This window comes from Streptomyces sp. NPDC001292 (assembly GCF_042896465.1).
GTDB lineage: Bacteria > Actinomycetota > Actinomycetes > Streptomycetales > Streptomycetaceae > Streptomyces.
In genome coordinates, this window is sequence record NZ_JBIAXG010000064.1 from 14,846 (window position 1) to 35,908 (window position 21,063).

Consider the following 21,063-nt stretch of genomic DNA (forward strand, 5'->3'; position numbering starts at 1 on the left):
GCCGCCGACGACCTTGAGGTCCAGGCGGTGTTGCGCCGTGTCGACCCAGACCACCGCATCGCGGAAGGGACAACTCGCTGGTCTCGGCCTCGGCGAGCAGGGGCTCAGCGAGGCCGCGGTGGAGGGCGTGCTGGATCATCCACACGATCTCCGCCGGGCGGGCGGGCCGGAAGGCGATGCCGCCGGCGAGCGCGGCCTCCACCCGGGAGGCCTGCTCGCGGTAGACGGTCACCTCGCGCCGGGCCACCGGTGCCGGGCGCATTCCCAGCATCGGCGCGATCTCGGCCCACGCTGCGCCGAGGGACGTCGACATCGGCAGTCCGCCGGTCTCGGTCTGCAGGGGGCACGGCCAGCCACAGGGTGCGGCAGTGCATCTCCTGACAGAGGTCGGCATGCCCCTCACCGGCCTCGCGGCCGAGCAGCCCTTCTGGCCTGGCGACGGACTGCTGCTGCCGCTGTGCCAGAGCGCCTTACAGCACGTGGGAGCACAACGCTGATCAAGCGGCCTCTACGGTTCAGACAAACGCCTGCCGCCCCAGGACCGGTGTCCTGGGGCAGCAAGCTGATCAACAGCTATCGCTCGCGCCGGCGACTCACAGGTCCATCCACGGGCGAGGCTTGCCGCCGGCCAACGGCATCCACACGTCCTGGGCGGGACCGTGTTGCTCCAGGTCTTCCAGCACGGCGGTTCCCAGCCTGACTTCGCGGGCGAGGGCCGCTACGAGCGGGTGCTGAGCCACCATCGCCTGCAGATCGCTCATCCGATTCTCCATCCTGGCCCGGGAGGCACTGGTGAGCACGAAGAGCACACGGGGAAAGACCGGATACCAGCGCAGCCAGGCAGGACCCGCTGCGGCCTGCCTCCGCCGGCCGACGGGCTGGGCTTCGTACTGGAACAGGCGGGCGTACTCGATCAGTTTCACGGCCAGCCGCTCGCTGCTCATGGTGCTGCGATCGACTTCCACGAAGGCACGCAGCTTTCGCCGGTGTTCGCTCTCGACGACCGTGTAGTACATGACCGCGTCGGCCACGATCCGCTCGCCCTCGCCGATGGAGTGGGACACCTCAGGGGTCCAGTCCCAGGGGCCGTGCTCGTGCCTGAGCCGGCGGGCGTCTGCGGCGAAGGCAAGGTGGGCGCGTACGACGGCGAGCGTGTGTGGGGTCTTCAGCGATGCTGCCGTGGTCGAGGTGATGGGGTAGGGCGGCCGCCCCCGCAGGACGGGCAGGTCGCGGGTCAGCCTCGCGCCTTCCTGCGTGAGGTACCAGGCGTTGGTACGGGTCCGGTTCGCGTCCGGCAGCACCGTGCAGTCGACGAAGCCGTCGGAGCGCAGCCTGTTCAGAACGCGGGAGATCAGCTGTCGTGTGCCGTCCGGGCGCAGCATCCGGCGCAACTGGCTGGTGGTGGCGATGCGGTGCTGGGCGAGCCCGGCCAGCACCTGGTGGGCCAAGGGCTCAGCGGGGCTGGGGGCCAGTTTTGTACCCGGAGTGCTCCGTGCGGCGCTGCTCATGAGATGTCTCCTTCCGCGGCCGTGGCGGTCTCCGGCGGAGACCTTCGGTTGCTGCTGAGGAAACCCGCGGGCCCCGACCAGGCCCCCGACCACAAAGCCCCGACCATGGTCACGAAGTCGAAACAGCGTCGCGGTCTGCGCCGTTGCTGACATCCATGGCCCCGACCACTGACCGCGTCCGCGCGCCAGGGCAGCTTGTGGCTTTGTCGAGCAGCAGTAGCGACGTCGCTTGTCGATGGGTTTGGGAGGCGCTCTGTTCCACGGATGGGTGATGTCGACGAGTTTGGGAGGCACCGGGGTTCTTGCCAGGGCAGCATCGAGGTGCTCCTGGTGAAAGGTGCTGGTCATGCCGCGGATGTCGAAGGTCGAGCTGTACGCGGCGATTCGGCGTGACCACCGTGGCGGCATGTCGATGCGGGAGCTTGAGCGCAAGCACGGCGTGACGTGGCGGACGGTGCGGAAGGCGTTGGACTCGTCCTGGCCGGAGCCGCGCAAGAAGCTGCCGCCGAGGGCGACCGGACTGGACCGCTACAAGCCGGTGATCGACGAGATCCTGCGGGCGGACCTGGACGCGCCGCGCAAGCAGCGGCACACGGTCACCCGGATCTTCCACCGGCTGGTCGAGGAACACGGCGCCGACGTCTCCTACGGGATGGTCCGCTACTACGTCGCGGCCCGGAAGCCCGAGATCCTGGTCGAGTCGGGCAAGGCCCCGCTGGAAGCGTTCGTCCCCCAGACCCACCAGCCCGGTCACGAGGCGGAGGTCGACTTCGGCGACGTCACGATCCGCCTCGCCGGCGAGCTGGTGACCTGCTACCTGTTCTCCTTCCGCCTGTCGTATTCCGGCAAGGCCGTCCACCGAGTGTTCGCCTCCTGCGGCCAGGAGGCATTCTTCGAAGGCCACGTCCACGCGCTGCGGACGCTGGGCGGGGTCCCGCGAACCAAGATCCGCTACGACAACCTCAAGGCGGCCGTCGCCCGGGTTCTGGGACTCAGCCGGGCGAGGGTGGAAGCCGACCGGTGGATCGCTTTCAAGTCGCACTACGGCATCGAAAGCTTCTACTGCCGCCCAGGCATCGAGGGCGCCCACGAGAAGGGCGGCGTCGAGGGCCAGATCGGCTACTTCCGTCGCAACCACTTCGTCCCGGTCCCCGAGGTGTCGTCGCTCGCCGAGCTGAACGAGATGGTCGAGCAGTGGGACCGGCAGGACGACGCCCGCCGGATCGGCTCCAGGTCCCGGACCATCGCCGAGGACTTCGTGCTCGAACGACCGCTGCTGATGCCGCTGCCGGAGGAGCCGTTCGAGACAGGGCGACTGTTCACCCCGCGGGTCGACCGCTATGGCCAGATCCCAGTCCGCACGAATCGCTACTCGGTCCCCATCAGGCTGATCGGCAAGCGGGTGAGGGTCATCCTTCACGCCTCTCACCTGGTGGTTTACGACCAGAACGTGGAGGTGGCCCGGCACGAGCGGCTGATCGCCAAAGGCGCCGTCCGCCTGGATCTGGACCACTACCTGGAGGTCCTGGTCCGCAAGCCCGGCGCCTTCCCCGGCTCGACCGCTCTCGAACAGGCCCGCTCGGCGGGCAAGTTCACCCCGGTCCACGACGCCTGGTGGACCCAGGCGATGAAGACCCACGGCGAGCGGGACGGCACCCGCGCGCTCATCGAGGTGCTGCTGCTCGGACGCCACATGACGCACGAGCACGTCGTGGCCGGCCTGGCCGCCGCTCTGCGGGCCGGGGCCATGACCGCGGATGCGGTCGCACTGGAGGCCCGCAAGGCTGCCCAGGCCGAGACCGAGCCCGCACCGGATGCCCGGACCCTCGGCCAGCCGCCGGCGACGGTGACGTCCCTGCACGAGTGGCGCCTGGCGCATCTTCCGCCGGACACCAGGCCGCTGCCCTCGGTGTCTCACTACGACCAGTTGCTCCGACGCCGCCGCACCAGCGGCAGCGGCCACCGTGAGGGAGAAGCGCAGTGACCATGCCCCGCCAGCGAGGCTTGACCGAGCAGGCCGCCGACGCCGCGATCGACTCCGCCTGCCGCCTGCTGCGGCTGCCGTCGATCCGCAACGAGTTCTCCGACATCGCCGACCGGGCGATCAAGGACCAGATGACCTACCGCGGCTTCCTCGCCGAACTGCTGATGGCCGAGTGCGAGGACCGGGCCCGCCGCAGGTCGGAGAGGCGGATCAAGGCGGCCGGCTTCCCGCGGGAGAAGTCTCTGCGGTCCTTCGACTTCGACGCCAACCCGAACGTCGACCCGGCCACCATCCACACCCTCGCCAGCTGCGAATGGATCAAGAAGAGCCAGCCGCTCTGCCTCATCGGCGACTCCGGCACCGGCAAGTCCCACATGCTCATCGCGCTGGGCACCGAGGCCGCGATGAAGGGCTACCGCGTCCGCTACACGCTCGCAACGAAGCTGGTCAACGAGTTGGTCGAGGCCGCGGACGAGAAGCAGCTGAACAAGACGATCGCCCGCTACGGCCGTGTCGATCTCCTCTGCATCGACGAACTCGGCTACATGGAACTCGACCGCCACGGCGCCGAACTCCTCTTCCAGGTCCTGACCGAACGCGAGGAGAAGAACAGCGTCGCGATCGCCTCCAACGAGTCGTTCGGCAAAGCGCACATGTTCCGGCGAAGGTGTGCTGGGTCATGCCGAAGCACGACAGGTTCAGCGCGGGTTTTCGATGTTGATGGTCACGACGTCTGGTGCCGCTGTCGCGAGATGGTCGGTCCAGCAGTCGGACTGCTGGGTTGCCACTTCAGCTCCGCAGCTGCGGCATACAAGGTTCGGTCCGTCCAAGCCGTCGAGTCCGCAGCAGCCATTACGCCGCCTGCGGTCAGGGTGCGGGGCAGTGCCTGGCAGGTCGTCAGGATGCAGGATGATCACTCGTGTCTGGGGGCTGATGGCATAGGTTCCCTGGGATACCCGCGGCGGGGCGACTCGGTGGCCCTCCACCTTCTCGGCGGCGGGCGGTACTGGGACCTCCCGGAGTTCGCCGGTGAGTGGTTGCTGGCAGCTCGCGCAGGCAATGAGGGGCATCGAACTATTGTGCCTGTTGGTCGTTGGTCGTCTGCTGCGGGAGGCGCCCGGGATCGATGCGGTCGGCGAGATAGGCCAGCACGCCCTGGGCATCCATGCCGAAGGCCGCCGCGACGAGCTTTGGGTCCATGGTGTTCACGAGGTCCACGAGGCGGGTGCTGCGGATCATCCGGGGCGGGTGTCCACAGTCGTCAAAGGCATGGGATAGATAGGCAGTTGAGGCCGGGCTTCGCCCGGCCTTTGTTCCTTTGGTGACCATCACGTGCGAGTTGGCCGTCGGCCATGCCTCGCGGTGGGCCAGGCATCGTTCCAGCACTGCCCAGGAAGCGGGGTCCAGTAGGACGGGACGGGGTCGTTTACCAAGCCGGACGGTCTGAGCCGCACCGTCGATGTCGTCGATCCGGAGCATGCGGACTTCCGAACTGGAGGCACCGTGCAGCAAGGCGAGCATGCCCATCAGAGCTTCGTGCGGGTGGACGTGCTGATCGGTGGTCCAGCGCCGGAACAGGGCCCGCTGCTGATCCAGGGTGAGCGTCCGGCCGCGGAAGCCGCTGGGCGCCTTCGCGGTCAGGGTGCGAGTCGGGTCGACCAGCACGATGTGCTGCGAGCGGGCAAAGCGGAAGAACTGCCGCAGCACGGTCAGTCGCCGTTTGCGTCCCTTGGGCAAGGTGGCCAGGAATGCCTCGATGTCGTGCACGTCCACCAGTGCCCAGTCGTCTTTGCCGCGGTGGTTCACAAGGAAGTTGGCCAGGTCGCGCATGATGGCCAGGGCGGTTTCCAGGGTGTGATCGCTGCGGGGCCGGGTGCCGGCCCGGCGGGCCCGGTCCTGGGCCCGCATCCGTGCGGCATCGAAGGCGATGACGGCCGGCCTGAGGGATTCGGGGACGGCGTCGACGCGGCGCTTGCGCCGCCCGGCTGCGAGCCGTTCGGCCTGGTCGGTGGGCAGGGCCAGGCCGTGCTGGGTGAAGAAGCCTTCAAGCGCGCGGGCGAAGGAGCCCATCGACCGTCCGGGCGTGCGTGACCGCTCCAGAAGAGCTTGGGGTGAATGGGGCTGGCCGTCATGCAGAAGCCGGTCCAGGCTGGTGATGAACCCGCAGGCTCGTGCGACGCAGTTGCGGGCGGCGACATATGCGACGAAGTCGTCGAGCCACGCGGGCGGGTTGGTGAGTCGTTCGCGGAGGCGTTCGCCGCGGACGAAGGGGCGGTCGGGGTGTTTCTGCCAGCATGCGGAGCAGAGCCCCAGCCCGGCATGTCGGCGAAGGGCCCGGCATCCTCGGCAGATTCGCGGCGGTTGCTTGCCCTGCCGGGGCCGGGAGCAATGGCCGCACCACCCGGTCGTCTCACGGAGATAGCCCAACTTGCCGCAGCGGGGACAGGGTTGTTGGACTGCGAGCCGGTCGCCGCGGCGGCGGCATTCTCGGCAGAGGCGGTTCTGGGGCGAGCGAACGGGATGGCCACACTGTTCGCAGACGCGCGAGCAGGTGATGCACCGGCCGGTGTCCTGCTGGAGCACACGGTCTTTCCCGCAGGACGGGCATGTCGCCTTCGCATCCTGTTCTTTCATGCGGCGCCAGCACCGGCAGCAGTGCTGCCGGTCGAGATAGCCGACCGGCCCGCCACAGGTGACGCAGTCCCGTTGCTTCTTGCCCATGAAGATGCCCGCAGGTCACAAGGGTGGCATCGACCGGCCCCGGGCGGAGCCGGCGGCCTTCGGGATGTCGGCGACGGGCCGAGGCGGGGTGACGGGCCGCTCGACCGGAGTCGTGTCGACCTCGATGAGGTCGTTGGGGGTGCACTCCAACGCGGTGCACAACGCTGCCAGCGTGGTCATCTTCACCTGTGACGGTTCCTTGGTGAACAGCGCGGACACCGACGCGGAGGACAGCTCCAGTCCGGCCTTCTCGGCCAGCAGTCGCCGCAGCTCGGTGCCGGTCCACACCTCGCGCTGGGCGGCGGCCATTCGAAGCCGCCATCGGATCTTCATGCCGAGGAGTCCTTCCCAGTCAGCTCCGCCAGAGTGCTGGAAACTGCCCGCTGATAGGCGTCCTCAATGAACGTCGCGGAGGGCCGGACATACCGCATGGTCGAGCTGACGGTCCAATGTCCGAGCATTTGCTGAATCGCCACCAGGTCGACGCCACGTTCATAGTTGTGGGTCGCACAGGCCCTCCGCAGCGCATGCGGGCTGAACCGCTCTGCGGACGGGCGGCCTTCGAGCTCCATGAGATAGCGAAGCCGGTTACGGATGGTCCCGCGATGCAAATTGCCGCCGGACTCGTCGGCAAACAGCACCGGAGAGTCCGGGAACTTGGGCCGCACATCCTCCAGGAACCACCGCAGCACCAGGTCCAGGCCGTCGAGCATGGGCACCCAGCGAGGCCGCGGCCCCGAGGTGTGAGCCCCTTTCCCGAAGCGGACATGGAGCTTGCCGAACGGGCCACGGCTGAAGTGCACATCCGACCTGTCCAACAGCGATGCCTCCTCCGAGCGGAGCCCGGCGTGATACAGGGTCCTGAACATCGCATAGTCACGGGCCGCGGGCCCGTACTTCCTCGCGGTCGCGATCCGCTGCTTCATGAAGTCGAAGAACTCTGCCACCCTCTCCGGCGTCGGCGGCGGCACCAGGGCCGGCGAGTCGTCGCCGACATGCCGGGAGGCGTTGAACTCGTCGACCGGGCAGACCAGCCGGACACCGAACGCGGTCTCGATCTCGGCCGCCTTGCGGGCCTGGAGGAACCGGTGGAACCCCTTGAAGATCTGCACATACTCGCGCCGGGTCGAGGTCGCCCGGCCCTTCACCGCGAGGTCTCCGACCACCCGGTCGATGTCCTCCGGCGTCACCTCCCACGCAGGCCGGCCCAGGGCCGCGAGGGTTCGCTCCAACAGCCCGATGTCGTTGTCGATGGTCACCGGGCTGAACCCGCGGGCCCGCCACGAGGCGACGAACGCGTCGACGCACGCGGTCTGGAACTGCCACGGGTCCGTGAACAGTGGTTCTTGCGGAACGGCCCCGCCCGCGATGACCTGGAGTCTCGCCTCGGTCACCGGCACACCTTCCTCGCACCTGAACGGTCAAGGCAGCACCTTGAAACCAGGGGTGCTACCGCGAGAACCAACGAGGACCGCAGGAGCGGGATACGGCCAGGTGGCAGCGGCAACTCTTGTGAGGGAACAAGTGCCAGCCCCAGATGGCTGGACGAAGACGTTCACGGACCCCCGGCTCTGCGCGGCCATCGTCGACCGGCTCACCTTCAACGGCACCATCATCGAGACTGGCACCGACTCCTACCGACTCGCCAGCACCCGAGCCCGAGCTGAGGAACCCGCCAAGGCCGGCTGACCTGCCGCTGCCTGACTCGACGGCCTGCCGCCCTGACGGGCGGCGGGCCGGCCCGCATTCGCGGGCAGTGCTGTCCGGTCGCGAGATTCGATCGACTCAGTCTTCAAGGCTGCCTTCATCGAGTGGACGCAAGCGGCGCCGGGCCTCCTCCAGCCGCACGTCATAGTTGGGGAAGAACAGCGCGGGCAGCATCTTGTCCAGCTGGCCGGCGATCCGATGGATCGGTGCCCATGCGGCTGGATCATCAACCGTGTTGCTGAGATCGGTCATCTGCAACCGTTCCAACCAGTCCGACAGGATCGTCGCTTCGTCGCGGGTGAGCTTGATCGTGATCTCTGGTTCTTCCACCCCGGCCCCACCCCTTCGAACAGGCGATTCAACGTTCGACGACACAACCTACCGATCGCCAGCTCCGCGAGATCGACCAGCCTTCATCGGGGCCGGACACGTGCCGTCATCTCTCGTCGACATTTCCGAGCCGGCTGACCGCCGACTGCCTCCGCAACCCGTCGACAAACGCTGTTCCTAGAGATGAACGAAGCCAGCAGCTTGCTTCTGCAGGGGAGCTCGTCACCACTACGGCAAGGGGCCGCGGGTGAACCAGGAAGACGCGGTCCCAAGAGAAGTTCGGCGATGGCCGGTCCGCAGCAGCCGGGGCTGCTGCGGGGCGTGGTGGCGAGCCACGCCATGCCGGCCATCGTGCGACACCCGGCCCGCAAGGGACCAACGACCCGTAACCGGATGCCGCGTCTATGGGGCGGTGGGCGAAGGCGCGCTCACCGCCGGTTTCTGCCTCGAGGTTGGGCGGCTTGGTCGAGGATCCGCCGGCGTGTCCACCGTCGGCGCCCGCCCTTCTCCGTGAGCGCGTCGGGGGTTTCCAGTAGGGGCAGATTGCCCTGGGACAGGCTGCTGGAGAAGGAGTTGACGCTCTTGAACCCCAGCAGCGCTGCGGCCTGAGTCGCTCCCAGGAGTTCGTCGGGGTCGCCGTCGACGGGGACGTCGGGCAGTGCAGGGGCGGTGCGCTTCGCGCCGGCGTGCTTGCCGCGGCCTGGCCGGGTGGCCATCCAGTCCAGCAGGGTCTGCACGCGCCACATCTGCCGGCGGTAGGGGTTTTCGGCGGTGCCCAGCTCTTCGACGACGTCCGGGTCGGGGAAGTACCCGGGGTGGTCGCGGACGAAGGTGGTGACCTGGTTGGGGTTCTTGTAGCCCAGGAACCTCGAGGCCTCGGCGGCGTTCAGCAGGTCCTGCGGATCACGGGCGGGCGGTGTGTGCTCGCGCAGTCGTGCCGACGGGCGGTTCGCGAACCACTCGCTGACCTTCGCGTGGTCCCACAGGCGGGCGCGGCCGCGCATGTCGGCGATTTCGGGGAAGCCGTTCTCGGTGCGGTCGTTGTAGAGGCCGCTGATCCGTGCAGGCGTCAGGCCCTGTTCAGCCGCGATCTCGGCAGCGTCGGCCAGGCGAGGCTCACGGCGCGAGGTCATGGCAGAACCGTCCGTCCTGTCGGAGGTGAGCCGGCCTGCCCGGCTCGCAACTCACATAATGGCAGGAGTTTGGGGCGGGGGTCCAGTACGCTGCCCAGGTTTTCCCGGGCGGCGCGAGGAAGAAGTCATTCCTCGGGAATCAGGCACACCCCGCGGCGGGCCGCGTCCTCGGCCATCTCCGTGTAAGCCAGGGTCGCCGGGGTCATCTCCCACTCGGCCAGGGCGAGCAGCAGGACCAGCTCGTCGCGGTCCTGGGATACGTCGCACGGAATGCCGGCCGCGGTCGCGGCCGCCACCAGATCCCCGCTGGACAGCCCGGCGAAGCGGGCCGCCACGGTGTCGCGTAGGCCTGCAAAACCCTGCTGGTACAGCTCGCTCGCTTCGCGGAGGAGCAGCACCAGGTCCTCGTCGGGGCTGGCCGGTGCGGCCGCGACGAGGTCGAGGAGGCGCTGGGTGGTCGTCGTCATCATCAGCAGTATGCCTTTCAAGAAAGATCAGAGGCGTGCGGGAAACTCAGAGCGGAGCGGCACAGCCGTCGCACGGCGATCGTCGTGTCCGCCGGGCCAGGTAGGGCTCCTTGCGGGGCTCCTGCTCCAGCGCTGCGCGGACCTGCTCCTCGAGGGCGGTGAACTCCAGGCCGTCGTCCGGACAGACCACGCCGGGGTCGGGCGCTCCACAGGCCGCGGCGTGCCGGATGAGATCGGTGATGCGCCAGTCGACGCGGAAGCTGTCGCCTCGCACCTGTTCGACCTCGGCGTACAGGTCGGCCAGTCGCGGACGCCGGCCGATGGAGAGCAGCACGTCGTGGCGGGAGGCGAAAACGCACAGCGAACATGAGCGGGAAGTTCCGGCCCAGTCGCCTGCGCCGGGCACCGAGTCGTACGTCCAGCAGTACGGCACCGGCGCATCGGTGTGCCACTCCTTGACCGCTTCGGTCGACCAGTCCTTGATGGGTAGCCACTCGTCGACGGCGTGCGCACTGTTGGCCTGCACCGTACGGAAGGCAGCCCGCTTCTTGCGGTCGGGCCCCTCGTCGCTGCGCAGACCCATGAGGATCCGCACCGGGCGGCCGAGCTCGCGCTTCAGGCGGTTGACGATCGGCGTCCAGGCGCTGGAGACCACGCTCTCCTTGGCGCCTTGCGACAGTACGGGCTGCCCATGCGCTGAAAGCGCCCGTAGGCCGCGATCTCGGTCAGCAGGCTGCGCGGCATCCGGGTGCCGTCCGGGCCCGGCATCGTGCGGGTGACCTCCAGGTGCCGGTCGGCCGGCACACCGAAGGCAGAGCTCTGCAGCGTGGCGAGCTCGGACACCCCGGGATAACGGATGCCGCCGAAGACGACCGGCGGCCACTCCAGCACTTCGAGCCTGTAGGAGATCACCCGGTCGTCCACGCCGGCGGCCCGGGCGGCTGCCATGAACACAAACATCATGACCGCGCTGTCCTTGCCGCCGGACAGCTGGGGAGCGAGCAGGTCGTAGGAGGTCAAGTCGGGCGCGGGGGGCGGGCGGTGGGCAGTCCGCGAAGGCATAGCAGCTCCAAGGAGGACGAGAACGGGGCGGTAGGAATTGGCGGCCGATCGCGGGCGGCGGTGCCGGAGCACCGGTCACGCCGCCGCAGGCCCGGCGTCGGGACGCTTGAGGTAGGGCCGCAGCACGGGGAGACCGAGTTTGATCTCCTCCCGCTCACGGCGGGTCCGGCCAAGCCGGAACACGTAGCGGTGCACACCGCGGTGCCGGATGTTGCGGGCGCCAACCGCGGCCAGGGCCTCACGCAGCCACAGGGCCGGGTCGCAGCCGGGCCGCGGCCGCGGAGCTCCGAGCGCGAGAAGCTGAGCAGCGGCGTACTCGTGGCCCTGCTCGGCGCGGCGGATCTTCTGTGCCGCCCGGTCGGTAGCGCGCGAGTTCCAGGAATCTGGGCAGCCCTTGGCCGCGAACCTACGTGCAGGTCGTGATTTCGCTGTCTTGGTCGGAGCGGGTTCCGGAGCCTACGGCTGTTCTTCTCGGCCAGCCTGGGCGCGATTCGGCTGGCGGCTCCCGCGACCAGCGGCTGGAGGGGTGCGCGGCCGTAGGCGCTCGCCCTGCGGTCCGAACATGATCAGGTACTCGACCGGACCGCCGGGGCTGGCGTTCGCCACCCCGTGCGGGGTGCGGGTGTCGAACTCGGCGACGTCCCCGGGGGTCAGGATGAGGTCTTGGTCGCCGAGCGCGAGCCACAGCCGCCCGTACAGGACGCACAGCCACTCGTGGCCGTCGTGGGAGACCTGACGGGGCCGCGCGGGCGGGTCCTCGAGGGCGGGCAGGACGTGCTTGTGGGCGTGCAGGCCGCCGACGTACCGGGTCAACGGCAGCACCACCTTGTCGTCGCCGAAGCTCAGCGGCGCCGTAGCGCGCGGCTCGGCCGCGGGGGCGGGTGCGGTGCCGGCCAGCTCGTCCAGGGAGACGCCGTACTCCTTCGACAGGTGCAGCAGCACCTCCAGGGTGGGCTTGCGCCGGCCAGTCTCGATCCGGGACAGCGTGCTGGTCGAGATGCCGGTCGCGCAGCTGACACCGGCGAGCGTCGCGCCGTGGTGCTCGCGCGCGGCCCGCAACCGGGGCCCCATCGCGGCCAGCGTGCCGTCCACGTCGTCGACTGCCACCTTTCCCGCTCCTTCTCGCCGTGCCGCTCACCGCTCTGTCCTGCGAGTTTGCCAGAATGGCAAGGCTGATCGCGTCGGGCAGGTGCCGCGCCGCATGATCGATGGGTAGCCGCGTCCGCCCGCGATCCGAGGAGAAGCCCATGCAGCCCGAGCCGACCGCCGAGCTCCGCCACCGCACCGTCGAGGCCCCGGCCGGGCGCCTGCACCTGGTCGAGCAGGGCACCGGCCCGCTGGTCCTGCTCGTGCACGGCTTCCCCGAGTCCTGGTACTCCTGGCGCCGCCAGCTCCCGGCCCTCGCTGCGGCCGGCCACCGGGCGGTGGCGATCGACGTGCGCGGCTACGGCCGCTCCTCCAAGCCGGAGGCGACCGACGCCTACCGGATGCTCGACCTGGTGGAGGACAACGTCGCCGTCGTGCACGCCCTCGGCGAGGAGAACGCAGTGGTCGTCGGCCACGACTGGGGCTCCAACATCGCCGCCGCCTCCGCCCTGCTCCACCCCGAGGTCTTCCGCGCCGTCGGCCTGCTGAGCGTCCCCTACGCGCCGCCCGGCGGCCCCCGCCCCACCGACATCTTCGGCCAGATCGGCGGCCCCGAGCAGGAGTTCTACGTCTCCTACTTCCAGGAGCCCGGCCGCGCCGAGGCGGAGATCGAGCCCGATGTCCGGGGCTGGCTCGCGGGCTTCTACGCGGCCCTGTCCGCCGACACCATGCCCGCCCAGGGCGAGCCCGCCCCGCACTTCGTCGCCCGCGGCGGCGGCCGGCTGCGCGACCGCTTCCCCACGGGGGTCCTCCCGGCCTGGCTGAGCGAGGACGACCTCAACCTCTACGCCGGGGAGTTCGAGCGCACAGGGATCACCGGCGCACTCAACCGCTACCGCAACATGGACCGAGACTGGGAAGACCTCGCCCCGCACCGCGGAGCCCCGATCAAGCAGCCGTCCCTGTTCATCGGCGGCGCCCTGGACGCCTCCACCACATGGATGTCCGACGCCATCGACGCCTACCCCACCACCCTCCCCGGCCTGTCGGCCTCCCACCTCTTGGACGGCTGCGGCCACTGGATCCAGCAGGAGCGCCCCGACGAGGTCAACCGCCTGCTGACCGACTGGCTCGCCACCCTCCAGGGCTGAACCAGGCGGGCTACCTGGGCAGCTTGGCGGTTCGTTCGGGGTGGGCGGCGATGACGCAGCGCATGGCGGTCTGCTCGGTGATGCCGAACAGCCGCATCAGCCTGAGCGGGTCGGCGATTTGGGCTGCTTCGTTGAGGATGCGGTCTTGTCTCAGGCCGCTCAGTGTCAGCCCGCGGGGAAGGGCTCCACTCAGGGTGCCGATGCTGACGGCCGGGTGGTCGGGGTCGACCGCGCTCTTCTGGCTGACCAGCAGGTGGGGGTTGGACGAGGCCGGCCAGCGGTGGTGGCGGTAGGTCGTCCAGTCGGCGGCGAGTTGGTGGGTGAGCTCCTCCAGGTAGAGGGTGTGCCGCAGCAGACCGCGCCGGACTTCGAGGGTGCCCCGGGAGAGACCCAGGCCCGTGGTGTGCAGGGTCTGGATCTCCTTGCCGGGCAGCGCGTGGACGGCCGCGAGGGCCACAACGAGGCGGCCGAGCGGTGTCGTCGCCTGGTCGAGCAGCCCGTCAGGAGGTCGAAGGGGATGGACTTCGGGATGCCCTTGATGTCGCCGACCGGGAGGTTCTGGATGGGGTTGCGGAAGATCACGCGTTCACGCTTCAGCGCGCGGGAGAGGCTGCGCATGGCCGTGGCCAGTCCACGGCGGGCGTAGCCGGTCACCCCGTCCACGGCGTTCTCCACCTGGTCCTTGGTGATCTCCCTCAGCGAGGTCACGCCGGCGGTCGGATCCCGCCGTCCCCGGGAGGCACCACCGCATGAGGCCCACCAAGGCACCTACCCCTGCCGACCCCGACGCGTGGAACGCCTACCTCGCGGAGGGAAACGCCAAGCAAGCCCGTAAGCGCGTTGCTGCTGACGTGCTGCTACGGGACCCGGCCGGGCGCGTGCTCCTGGTCAATCCCACCTACAAACCGGGCTGGGACCTGCCCGGCGGGATGGTGGAGGTCAACGAGCCGCCGGAGGACGCTGTGCGCCGAGAGCTGATCGAAGAACTTGATCTCGGGGTCGTCCTGCGGGGTCTGCTGGTGGTGGACTGGGTCGCCCCGCATGGGCCCTGGGACGACCAGATCGCGTTCGTCTTCGACGGCGGCATGCTCGACCAAGACCAGGCCGACGGGCTACGCCCGCGCGACGACGAGCTGTCCGAGGTCGCGTTCGTAACGCCGGACAAAGCCGGTATTCGCCTCAGCGACCGAGTGCGACGCCGGTTTGAGGGGGCTGTACACGCGCTGGAGAGGGGACGGCCGCTGTATCTCCGGGACGGCGTACCCGTGATGTGACCGGCGACTACGTTCCGAGGCCCAGGGGATGGGCCGCCACTGTTCTGGGAAGGTCGCCTTCCGCCAGTGCTGAGCCTGCTGGGCTGCTCGTTGTCGGGTTGGCACAGGCGTACGGCGCGGCCGTCGCCGTCGACGATGAGCCGTGCCAGAAAGTGTGTGTACCCGGGCGCAGGGGCGGTCCGGCAGTGCGTGCCCAGCTCCCGGGCCACATCGTCGGCGAATGCGTCGAACTGCTGTTGGGTGGTCAACTCCTGCGGCATGGCGGCGTCTTCACTCCTTCGGGAGGGCGGTGGGGTGTCCGGCGCGGGGCGGTGGGGGGCGGCGCCTTGGTCGCGGCGCTCGGCGTCGCGGCGGGAGTCCTCGGCGGTGTAGCCGGTGTCGCACGTCGGCTTGCACAACTGGCCTGGCGCTGCGCCGCACGTCTCGCACCGGTCGTCGAAGTCGTCGGGGCGCCACGGCGGCAGCGTGCCGGTCATGCGGGGAACGCCCGGATGTGGTCGACGACTGCCCGGGCGGACAGGACCGGAGTCCGGTGCATCGGCTCGGTGCACTGGGCCTGCCAGAGACTCGCAGGCCGGGACGGGGTGATCTGGTTGCTGGTGGCCGGGCTGATGCTCCACTCGCGGCCGTGTGCGTCGGTGGCGGTGTAGGTCAGGAACTCGGGCTTGTCCTGGCGGCCGTTGTCCGTCCAGGCAAGGCCGGCGGCCGTGAGGGCGCGGCCCAGCTGGTCGCAGCGCTCTCGGGAGATGTGGCCGAAGGCGGCCAATGCGCGGTCCCTTCTGTGACTGGCGGCGGTGTGAGGCGGGCGGGCGGCCGGTCAGGTGCGGCCGGATGGCTGGGGCTTGCGGTAGCGGTACAGGAAGCGCGCGGCCCATTCCCGGCTGGCGAATCCGGGGACCCCGCCGCCGCTGCCCGGGCGGTTGCCTGGATACTCGGCGACCCACTTGCACACCTCCGGGTCGTGCCAGACGACGCCGTAACTGGTGCTCGGGTCCTGGCGGTCGAGGACCCGGTAGCCGTACGAACCGGTGTTGCGGGGGAATGCGAAATCCTCGGGCATCGCGGCCCTTTCGGTCGGTCCTTGGGTGCGGGAGGGTGGCGGTGTGAGGGAGAAATCCTCTCCCGCGACATTCATAATAGTGTGATCTGCGGTGGTGTGAACCCCCGCCTGACCTGCGGCTTTTGAGGCCGAGATCAGCGCATGAGCATGCGGGGACCGGCGGTGACCGCGTCGGGCAGCTGGTGGTCGCGGTAGTCCGAGACCTTCACGTACCCGCCGGGCATCGTGTCCAGCCGCAGACCGGGCCCCCAGTCGTCGGCCACGTCCTGGGAGAGGTTCTCGACGTCGTCCGCCTCGACCTGCCCGGCCCAGCCTGTCACTTCGCGGCCAAATGCCCGCCGCCACGCCAGCAGGATGGGGAAGAGCTGGCCGCAGTCATCGACCAGGGCGAGCGCGCGGGCGTCGTTCGGGCCCGGGCACTCGGCGTAGGTGGGCGTCTCGGGGCGGGTGCGCTCTCCGAGGGTCATCAACCAGCGCATCGTCACGACATCTCCAGTTCCAGGTGCGCCGCGTGCGCGGCAGCGTGCGCGGGCGGGTGCGGGCGGCGGGCCGGGCGCCGTGAGCGCTGCTGGGCACGCAGGGAGTCGACTTCGGCCTGGGCGCGGCGGGCGTGCTCGTGCTCTCGGGCGGCCGCGGTGAGGCAATACGGGGCCCACCACTGCTTGACGTCGACGGTGCGGGCCAGCGAGTTGGGGAGTACCGAGTAGGGGAGGTCGGCCAGTATCAGCAGCAGGACCGGGTGCGGGGAAGCGAGGAACCAGCGGGCGACGGTCCACCAGGCGGCCACGGCGGCGCGCCGCGCGGGGTGGGCTGCGCGGGCCTCCCGCTCCAAGCGGGCGGCTTCGGCCTGGTGGTGGGCGGCCGACCAGGTGAGGAAGCGCAGCAGGGCGGCAGTGTCCCGCTGCAGGGAGAGGTCTAGGATCACGGGCAGGTCGTCGCGTTGCGCGACATGGGCGGCGCAGGCGCGCAGGACGGCGGTGAGCGTCGCTGCCGTCTTCTTGGGCGGCTCGTGTCCGTCGGCGGACGTCATCGGGTACACGCTGACCTGGGGGCGGTCGGCGTAGTCGTCGGGGTAGAGGGTCAGGCTGCCGTGGTAGCGGTTGCGGCTGCGGGTGAGCCGCGGTAGGGCGTCGTCGGGGGCGGTGGTCTGGTAGGCGTTGACGGGGCCGAGGCAGGCGCGTACGGCGGTGAACTGGTCCCAGTGGTGGGTGTGGTGGGTGTGGTGGGTGCCGGTGACGTGCACGCTGCCGCGCATCGCCCCGCCCAGCTCGAAGACGACGGCGTCGTCCTGGCGAGGGCTCGGCGGTGGCGCGCACGGTGCCGGCGGGCGTGTCGACGGTCAGGCTCGGGCTGGGCATGGGCTGCGGCTCCTCGGCGGTTCGGTTCGGGCGGGGGACCTGCCGCCCCGCGCTCGCCGAAGGGGAGGGCGCGGGCGTCGGGGCGGCAGGTCTTCGGCCAGTGGTGCTCTGGCCGGGGCGGGCCGTCCGCCGCCCCGAGGGGACGGGGGCGGCGGACGGCGTCTGTGGGTTACTCCTGCGGCGGCGTGTGGCGGCGCAGGTTGTCCCGCTCGGTCAGGGACACTTCCTTGCCGCACGCGCATTCGCCGTAGCGGCGGCCGTGCAGGTGGAAGAACTTCGGTCCGGTGTTCTTGGCGTTGGCGGTGCGGATGGTGCCGGGGACCGGGGTGGTGTTGGTGCAGTAGCCGTGCGCAGTGACGGCGGGCTTCTCAGCCACGGGGGCCCTCCTCGTCGGTGTCGGGGATCTGTGCCAGGACCGGCGCGTCGTAGACCTCCCGCCGTACAGCGGGGACGCCGGGGCACGGGATGACGGCCTTCTGGAGTTCGGCCGTGTCCATGGGGTGCAGCCACCCGTTCCGAACGGTCCAGCCGCACGCGCGAGGGTGGGGCTCGGTGGCCGTGGTGGCGACCAGGACGGCGCTGCGTACGGTGCTGCCCTCCAGCACGAACACCAGCAGCGTGCGCAGCGCGCAGTAGTCGTCTTCGTCCAGCACGGCCAGGCGCAGCGGGGCGGTGCCGACGGAGAGGTCGGCCTGAGCCCGGACGAATGTGTCGTCGGTGCGCTCGGCCACGAGGTTGATCGTGTGTTCGCCGTTGCCGAGTGCCTGGAGCAGGGCTGCAAGCGCGGTCAGGGTGCGGCTCATGGCGGCCGCTATGGCGGCGTTGTCAGGGCGGGTGAGCTCCGGACGTGCGGGCATGCGGGGTACTCCTTGCGGACGGGGCGGTGAGCACCGACGGCCGGCGCACGTGTCGTGTGGCGCGGCGGGGGTCTTCTGGGCGCGCGGTCTGCTCCGCAGCCGCGTCGCGCTGCCGCTACGCGGCAGTGGGCGGGGCGGGCGCGCTCCGCGCTCCCTGGCTGGGGGGAGCGCTCCGCGCTCGGGGACCGGGCGGGCACTCCCGGGTGGTCCGGGAGGGGGTGCCCGCCCGGCGCTTGGGCGGGTGCGGGGCCCGTGCGGGCCGGACTCGGGGAGGTTCCCGGCCCGCACGGGGGTCTGTCAGCCGTGCGCGGCGGCCGCCGTCAGGGCGGGCACCGCGAGCGCTTCCAGGGCGGCGGCCTGGTCGGCGTCCGCGAGCGTCTGCGCGGTCGACGTGACGGCGTTCATCACGCCCCCGGCCGTCATCTGACCGCCCCGGACGAAGTGGGCAAGGATCAAGTCCTTGGCCTCGGTACCGATGCTGAGCGTCTTGGTAACGTGCTCGATCGTCTTCGTCGGCTCGGCCAGCTCCTTACCGGCGGCGGCCTCCATCTCCGACACCTTCGCCTCGACGTACTCCCGCGACAGGAAGGTACGCACGGCGTCGGCGGTCTTCGACGTGATCAGCTCCAGCGTCTTGCGCTGGGTCTGCCCCGACCACGACACGACACCCTCGTCCTGCTTGCCCCCCAGATGCACGGCGCGCATGACGTCCTTGGACATGGTCAGGCCGTTGCGGCAGACCTGGATGACCGCGCGCGGGGTGATGGTGTACGCCCCGGCGCCGACCTCGCTGTTGGTGATGACGAAACCGGCGGAGATCAGCGGCAGTTCGTCACCGCTGCGGCCGTCGAACGGGGAGCGGTACCCGCGCAGCAGTGCGCGGGCCTGGATGGCGATGGCTTCGGACTCGACGCGTACGTACATGCGCCTGTCGGTCAGGTCGCACCCCGTGACGCGGGTGGGGTGGCCGGACTGCTTCACGCCGTCCAGTGCGGCGAGCAACATGTCGAAGTTGTCCATGAGCTTGTAGCTGTCGGACAGCAGCGCGCGGGCCACGCCCTCGGCCGGCTGCATGCCGGGGCCGCTCTCACCCCGGAACGCGCGCAGCATGAAACGGCGCTCCGGCTCCTGCCGCAGCCACGCGTTCACGTTCTCGTCCAGCAGCGGGACGTTCTCGGCGCGCATACGCCGCAGGTACGTGAGCGGAATTCGCAGCTTGTCGGCGATCCCCTCGTCGGCCACGGTGGTGGGCCGGTAGATCCCGTCGACGTCCGTCACGCCGTCCTCCGTGATCAGGGATTCCACGCCCTCCACGTGCACGTTGCCTTCGCGGAACCGCAGGGCGGAGGCAGGCGCGATCACGTCCAGCTTCCGGCGCTGCTGGTCCTCCAGGATGCGCACCAGGTCGGACAGACCGGCGTTGCGGGCGCCGGTGGGGGCGAGGTTCGTGGCGCGCTCGGCGAACTGCTGAGTCATGCGGTGTTCTCCCCTTCGTGTTGGCTTCTGCGGTTCGGGGGCGGGGCCACCACCCCCGAACAACCTCAATAATAGTGTGTTTCAGCAGTGAATGAACCCACCCCTGACCAGCACACTTATCCCATGCGGTACGCGGGCAATGGCGTCAGGCTCGTCCGGCGCACGTTCGTGACCGTTGACACTGGCGTGACACCGCGCATCTCGCACAGGTCGTAGCGCAGTTCGGGAGCCTCACCGAACGGGTCTGCGTGAGCGTGGATCGCGTTTACCCAGTAGATCCCGTGACGCTGCGTCACGCTGCCGTGATAATCGACCTTTTGCCACAGCACCGGTCCGGCGTGCTGCGGGTCGAGACTCCGCGCAACCGCGATCACCAGTTGATCCGCCACGCGCTCGGACATCAGCAGGACGAACGCGCGCGCGACCGTGGTGCGGTCCACCGGCACGTCGGTCATGGCCGGGCCTGTGTGGCCGGTGCGCACACCCATTGCCCAACCCAACTCGAAGAAGGGCCGAATCATTTCCAGTTGCTCGCTCGGCACCCTCAGCGCGTCCGGGTCGCTCTCGCTGCGCGCCAACTCCAGCAGCGCGTAAGTCGCCTGCTCCCGCTCCGCATCCGTGAGCGGTGCCCTGAACTCCTCGGGCTGCTCCATAATCCGCGCGCTCTCCATGGTTGTTCCTCTCTTCTCGGTGATGCGGGGGAGAGGGGGGTGCCCCGACTGGGGCACCCCCGGGCGGATTACTTCAGGAACCCGCGCGACCGGAGGAACTCGGCCGTGATGTGCGCGATTCCCTGCGGCTTGTAGATCTGCGGGAATCGCCGCATTTCCACTTCGGTACGCCCGTTCTCGTCCGACTCCGGGAGTTCGTGAACGAGCCGGTAAGGACGGTCAACCGTCGGAATTTCCAGCACCACCGGGCCAACCTTGGTGTCGAACCGAATTCCGGTGTAATTCGCGTCGGAGTTGTGCACGATGTTCGCGCCCACCCGCTGAACAAGCAACGGCAGGAAGTTCGCGACCGTACGGGCCTGAATTGCAAGGCCGGTCATGGGCGCGTCCTTACCGCCGTGCACTCGGCGGACGATTCCGTCAGAGATCTGGATCTCCACGTCTTCCCCTTCGTTGGACTTCTGCGGTTCCCGGGGGTCGCCTCCCCTAGGACTTCAAATAATAGTGGATATGATGCGTGATTGGAAGACCTGTTGCGCTCCGTGTTGCGTACAGCGTTGCGCCTGACGTTGCGTCAGGTATTGCGCTGGAGGTTGCGCGGCCTGGCGGCCGGCGTCTACGCCACCCCAGGTCAACGCCCTGCGGGCGCGTGGTCGGCCTGCTGACATCCCCTCTGCTGCCGCTCTCCCTGCCCGAATGAGAGAAAGAGGTGGGGGCGGGCACGGGCGGCGCGGCGGCATCGGGGATCGGGGCCGGGGGTTTGGGTTGCGCGTCGGCAGAGCCTCCGCGCTCGGGCGCTGGCGTGCCCTGGGGCTGCGTTGGTTGACCTGGGAGCGCATGGGCTGGGCTGTGACCAAGGGTTGCCGGGAACGCGAGAGCGTACTTTTATCCGAGTGAATTAGCCAGAATGAGGGAGACTTGATGGGATTTCATGTACTCCTAGCCGAGGGATATTGAAAATTTCATTTTGAAGATGACTCTAGAATTGCAACAGGGGGAAATGGAAAGCATACTGAGTCCAGTAAGAAAACCGACCGGGCGAACCCCTCCCGCCTTGCTGCGCTTTTTAGGAATTCGCGGAGCGAATTCCTTCAGGCCGAATCGCGGAGCGATTCGAGCTCCCGTCACGGAGTGACGGGGAATCAATTCCCTTGCGGAGCAAGGGAATTGTCCGCCGCGTAGCGGCGGCGCGTCGTGTCTGCGGAGCAGACCGCGCGC

Annotated in this window: 24 protein-coding genes and 3 pseudogenes; 6 read left to right on the forward strand and 21 right to left on the reverse strand. The window is 69.4% G+C overall.

The window, feature by feature from the left end:
* Positions 1-70: 70 nt before the first annotated feature.
* Positions 71-380 (reverse strand): annotated as a pseudogene (locus ACFY4A_RS38410) (ATP/GTP-binding protein); the annotation flags it as partial.
* On the opposite strand from ACFY4A_RS38410, the gene ACFY4A_RS38415 reads away from it, so the two are divergent.
* Positions 369-497 (forward strand): hypothetical protein, encoded by a 129-nt coding sequence (locus tag ACFY4A_RS38415; protein ID WP_390833959.1) that lies wholly within the window; start codon positions 369-371, stop codon positions 495-497. The pseudogene ACFY4A_RS38410 and the gene ACFY4A_RS38415 overlap by 12 nt on opposite strands.
* 96 nt (positions 498-593) lie before the next feature.
* Here ACFY4A_RS38415 and ACFY4A_RS38420 read toward each other — a convergent pair whose 3' ends face one another.
* Positions 594-1,508, reverse strand: a complete 915-nt coding sequence (locus ACFY4A_RS38420) for a replication-relaxation family protein (protein WP_390833960.1) — start codon at positions 1,506-1,508, stop codon at positions 594-596.
* A 355-nt stretch (positions 1,509-1,863) separates the two neighbouring features.
* On the opposite strand from ACFY4A_RS38420, the gene istA reads away from it, so the two are divergent.
* Together istA and istB are read left to right on the forward strand one after the other, a co-directional pair.
* The gene (istA, locus tag ACFY4A_RS38425) at positions 1,864-3,492 is read left to right on the forward strand and encodes an IS21 family transposase (RefSeq protein ID WP_390833984.1); all 1,629 of its coding nucleotides are present in this window, start codon (positions 1,864-1,866) and stop codon (positions 3,490-3,492) included.
* Positions 3,489-4,136 (forward strand): annotated as a pseudogene (gene istB / locus ACFY4A_RS38430) (IS21-like element helper ATPase IstB); the annotation flags it as partial. The gene istA and the pseudogene istB, both read left to right, overlap by 4 nt.
* A 430-nt stretch (positions 4,137-4,566) precedes the next feature.
* On the opposite strand, the gene ACFY4A_RS38435 reads toward istB, so the two are convergent.
* From ACFY4A_RS38435 to ACFY4A_RS38445, 3 genes are all read right to left on the reverse strand, one after another.
* Complete coding sequence (locus ACFY4A_RS38435; RefSeq protein WP_390833985.1) at positions 4,567-5,562, reverse strand: tyrosine-type recombinase/integrase; 996 nt, start codon at positions 5,560-5,562, stop codon at positions 4,567-4,569.
* Positions 5,563-6,228: 666 nt separating this feature from the next.
* The gene (locus ACFY4A_RS38440) at positions 6,229-6,546 is read right to left on the reverse strand and encodes a helix-turn-helix domain-containing protein (RefSeq protein ID WP_390833961.1); all 318 of its coding nucleotides are present in this window, start codon (positions 6,544-6,546) and stop codon (positions 6,229-6,231) included.
* A complete protein-coding gene (locus ACFY4A_RS38445) occupies positions 6,543-7,607 on the reverse strand; it encodes a tyrosine-type recombinase/integrase (protein WP_390833962.1) in 1,065 nt (354 codons plus the stop codon). Before ACFY4A_RS38445 ends, ACFY4A_RS38440 begins: the two co-directional genes overlap by 4 nt.
* A gap of 145 nt (positions 7,608-7,752) precedes the next feature.
* On the opposite strand from ACFY4A_RS38445, the pseudogene ACFY4A_RS38450 reads away from it, so the two are divergent.
* A pseudogene (locus tag ACFY4A_RS38450) lies at positions 7,753-7,902 on the forward strand (ATP-binding protein); the annotation flags it as partial.
* A gap of 96 nt (positions 7,903-7,998) precedes the next feature.
* On the opposite strand, the gene ACFY4A_RS38455 reads toward ACFY4A_RS38450, so the two are convergent.
* The 6 genes from ACFY4A_RS38455 to ACFY4A_RS38480 all read right to left on the reverse strand — a co-directional run bounded on the left by ACFY4A_RS38455 (position 7,999) and on the right by ACFY4A_RS38480 (position 12,019).
* Entirely contained in the window at positions 7,999-8,250 is a 252-nt protein-coding gene (locus ACFY4A_RS38455; protein WP_390833963.1) for a hypothetical protein, read from the reverse strand.
* Positions 8,251-8,678: 428 nt separating this feature from the next.
* Positions 8,679-9,383 carry a hypothetical protein gene (locus ACFY4A_RS38460; RefSeq protein ID WP_390833964.1) on the reverse strand — a complete coding sequence of 235 codons (705 nt, stop codon included), beginning with the start codon at positions 9,381-9,383 and terminating at the stop codon, positions 8,679-8,681.
* A gap of 125 nt (positions 9,384-9,508) precedes the next feature.
* Positions 9,509-9,850 carry a hypothetical protein gene (locus ACFY4A_RS38465; protein WP_390833965.1) on the reverse strand — a complete coding sequence of 114 codons (342 nt, stop codon included), beginning with the start codon at positions 9,848-9,850 and terminating at the stop codon, positions 9,509-9,511.
* A 46-nt stretch (positions 9,851-9,896) separates the two neighbouring features.
* Positions 9,897-10,505, reverse strand: a complete 609-nt coding sequence (locus ACFY4A_RS38470; protein WP_390833966.1) for a phosphoadenosine phosphosulfate reductase family protein — start codon at positions 10,503-10,505, stop codon at positions 9,897-9,899.
* The gene (locus ACFY4A_RS38475; RefSeq protein WP_390833967.1) at positions 10,466-10,912 is read right to left on the reverse strand and encodes a hypothetical protein; all 447 of its coding nucleotides are present in this window, start codon (positions 10,910-10,912) and stop codon (positions 10,466-10,468) included. The genes ACFY4A_RS38470 and ACFY4A_RS38475 overlap by 40 nt, the downstream gene beginning before the upstream one ends.
* Before the next feature lie 456 nt (positions 10,913-11,368).
* Positions 11,369-12,019 carry a helix-turn-helix domain-containing protein gene (locus ACFY4A_RS38480; protein WP_390833968.1) on the reverse strand — a complete coding sequence of 217 codons (651 nt, stop codon included), beginning with the start codon at positions 12,017-12,019 and terminating at the stop codon, positions 11,369-11,371.
* 140 nt (positions 12,020-12,159) lie between these two features.
* Between ACFY4A_RS38480 and ACFY4A_RS38485 the strand changes: the two genes are divergently transcribed.
* Positions 12,160-13,149, forward strand: coding sequence for an alpha/beta fold hydrolase (locus tag ACFY4A_RS38485; protein WP_390833969.1), 990 nt, complete (start codon positions 12,160-12,162; stop codon positions 13,147-13,149).
* Between the two features lie 10 nt (positions 13,150-13,159).
* Here ACFY4A_RS38485 and ACFY4A_RS38490 read toward each other — a convergent pair whose 3' ends face one another.
* Positions 13,160-13,606: a hypothetical protein gene (locus ACFY4A_RS38490; protein WP_390833971.1), complete on the reverse strand. Its 447-nt coding sequence runs from the start codon at positions 13,604-13,606 to the stop codon at positions 13,160-13,162.
* A 292-nt stretch (positions 13,607-13,898) separates the two neighbouring features.
* On the opposite strand from ACFY4A_RS38490, the gene ACFY4A_RS38495 reads away from it, so the two are divergent.
* Positions 13,899-14,423 (forward strand): NUDIX domain-containing protein, encoded by a 525-nt coding sequence (locus tag ACFY4A_RS38495; RefSeq protein WP_390833972.1) that lies wholly within the window; start codon positions 13,899-13,901, stop codon positions 14,421-14,423.
* A gap of 472 nt (positions 14,424-14,895) precedes the next feature.
* Here the strand turns inward: ACFY4A_RS38495 and ACFY4A_RS38500 are convergent, their stop codons facing one another.
* The 9 genes from ACFY4A_RS38500 to ACFY4A_RS38540 form a co-directional block, all read right to left on the reverse strand.
* Positions 14,896-15,189: a hypothetical protein gene (locus ACFY4A_RS38500; protein WP_390833974.1), complete on the reverse strand. Its 294-nt coding sequence runs from the start codon at positions 15,187-15,189 to the stop codon at positions 14,896-14,898.
* A 51-nt stretch (positions 15,190-15,240) separates the two neighbouring features.
* Positions 15,241-15,483 (reverse strand): hypothetical protein, encoded by a 243-nt coding sequence (locus ACFY4A_RS38505; protein WP_390833975.1) that lies wholly within the window; start codon positions 15,481-15,483, stop codon positions 15,241-15,243.
* A 134-nt stretch (positions 15,484-15,617) separates the two neighbouring features.
* On the reverse strand, positions 15,618-15,962 hold the full coding sequence (locus ACFY4A_RS38510) for a hypothetical protein (protein ID WP_390833986.1): 345 nt from the start codon (positions 15,960-15,962) through the stop codon (positions 15,618-15,620).
* A gap of 2 nt (positions 15,963-15,964) precedes the next feature.
* Positions 15,965-16,738 (reverse strand): hypothetical protein, encoded by a 774-nt coding sequence (locus tag ACFY4A_RS38515; RefSeq protein WP_390833976.1) that lies wholly within the window; start codon positions 16,736-16,738, stop codon positions 15,965-15,967.
* Positions 16,739-17,010: 272 nt separating this feature from the next.
* Positions 17,011-17,217, reverse strand: coding sequence for a hypothetical protein (locus ACFY4A_RS38520; RefSeq protein WP_390833977.1), 207 nt, complete (start codon positions 17,215-17,217; stop codon positions 17,011-17,013).
* Positions 17,210-17,698 carry a hypothetical protein gene (locus ACFY4A_RS38525; protein WP_390833978.1) on the reverse strand — a complete coding sequence of 163 codons (489 nt, stop codon included), beginning with the start codon at positions 17,696-17,698 and terminating at the stop codon, positions 17,210-17,212. The genes ACFY4A_RS38520 and ACFY4A_RS38525 overlap by 8 nt, the downstream gene beginning before the upstream one ends.
* A 297-nt stretch (positions 17,699-17,995) precedes the next feature.
* The gene (locus ACFY4A_RS38530; protein ID WP_390833979.1) at positions 17,996-19,174 is read right to left on the reverse strand and encodes a DUF932 domain-containing protein; all 1,179 of its coding nucleotides are present in this window, start codon (positions 19,172-19,174) and stop codon (positions 17,996-17,998) included.
* 116 nt (positions 19,175-19,290) lie between these two features.
* Positions 19,291-19,845, reverse strand: coding sequence for a hypothetical protein (locus ACFY4A_RS38535; RefSeq protein ID WP_390833980.1), 555 nt, complete (start codon positions 19,843-19,845; stop codon positions 19,291-19,293).
* A gap of 68 nt (positions 19,846-19,913) precedes the next feature.
* Positions 19,914-20,285: a hypothetical protein gene (locus tag ACFY4A_RS38540; RefSeq protein ID WP_390833981.1), complete on the reverse strand. Its 372-nt coding sequence runs from the start codon at positions 20,283-20,285 to the stop codon at positions 19,914-19,916.
* Between the last annotated feature and the right edge of the window lie 778 nt (positions 20,286-21,063).

Excerpts from the sequence above, each read along its gene's own strand:
- ACFY4A_RS38505 (WP_390833975.1), bottom strand. The coding sequence starts at position 15,483 with ATGCCCGAGGATTTCGCATTCCCCCGCAACACCGGTTCGTACGGCTAC.
- ACFY4A_RS38525 (WP_390833978.1), bottom strand. The coding sequence starts at position 17,698 with ATGCCCGCACGTCCGGAGCTCACCCGCCCTGACAACGCCGCCATAGCG.
- ACFY4A_RS38475 (WP_390833967.1), bottom strand. The coding sequence starts at position 10,912 with ATGCCTTCGCGGACTGCCCACCGCCCGCCCCCCGCGCCCGACTTGACC.
- ACFY4A_RS38535 (WP_390833980.1), bottom strand. The coding sequence starts at position 19,845 with ATGGAGAGCGCGCGGATTATGGAGCAGCCCGAGGAGTTCAGGGCACCG.
- ACFY4A_RS38515 (WP_390833976.1), bottom strand. The coding sequence starts at position 16,738 with ATGCGCGGCAGCGTGCACGTCACCGGCACCCACCACACCCACCACACC.
- ACFY4A_RS38510 (WP_390833986.1), bottom strand. The coding sequence starts at position 15,962 with ATGCGCTGGTTGATGACCCTCGGAGAGCGCACCCGCCCCGAGACGCCC.
- ACFY4A_RS38465 (WP_390833965.1), bottom strand. The coding sequence starts at position 9,850 with ATGACGACGACCACCCAGCGCCTCCTCGACCTCGTCGCGGCCGCACCG.
- ACFY4A_RS38530 (WP_390833979.1), bottom strand. The coding sequence starts at position 19,174 with ATGACTCAGCAGTTCGCCGAGCGCGCCACGAACCTCGCCCCCACCGGC.
- ACFY4A_RS38485 (WP_390833969.1), top strand. The coding sequence starts at position 12,160 with ATGCAGCCCGAGCCGACCGCCGAGCTCCGCCACCGCACCGTCGAGGCC.
- istA (WP_390833984.1), top strand. The coding sequence starts at position 1,864 with ATGTCGAAGGTCGAGCTGTACGCGGCGATTCGGCGTGACCACCGTGGC.
- ACFY4A_RS38435 (WP_390833985.1), bottom strand. The coding sequence starts at position 5,562 with ATGGGCTCCTTCGCCCGCGCGCTTGAAGGCTTCTTCACCCAGCACGGC.
- ACFY4A_RS38420 (WP_390833960.1), bottom strand. The coding sequence starts at position 1,508 with ATGAGCAGCGCCGCACGGAGCACTCCGGGTACAAAACTGGCCCCCAGC.
- ACFY4A_RS38460 (WP_390833964.1), bottom strand. The coding sequence starts at position 9,383 with ATGACCTCGCGCCGTGAGCCTCGCCTGGCCGACGCTGCCGAGATCGCG.
- ACFY4A_RS38495 (WP_390833972.1), top strand. The coding sequence starts at position 13,899 with ATGAGGCCCACCAAGGCACCTACCCCTGCCGACCCCGACGCGTGGAAC.
- ACFY4A_RS38440 (WP_390833961.1), bottom strand. The coding sequence starts at position 6,546 with ATGAAGATCCGATGGCGGCTTCGAATGGCCGCCGCCCAGCGCGAGGTG.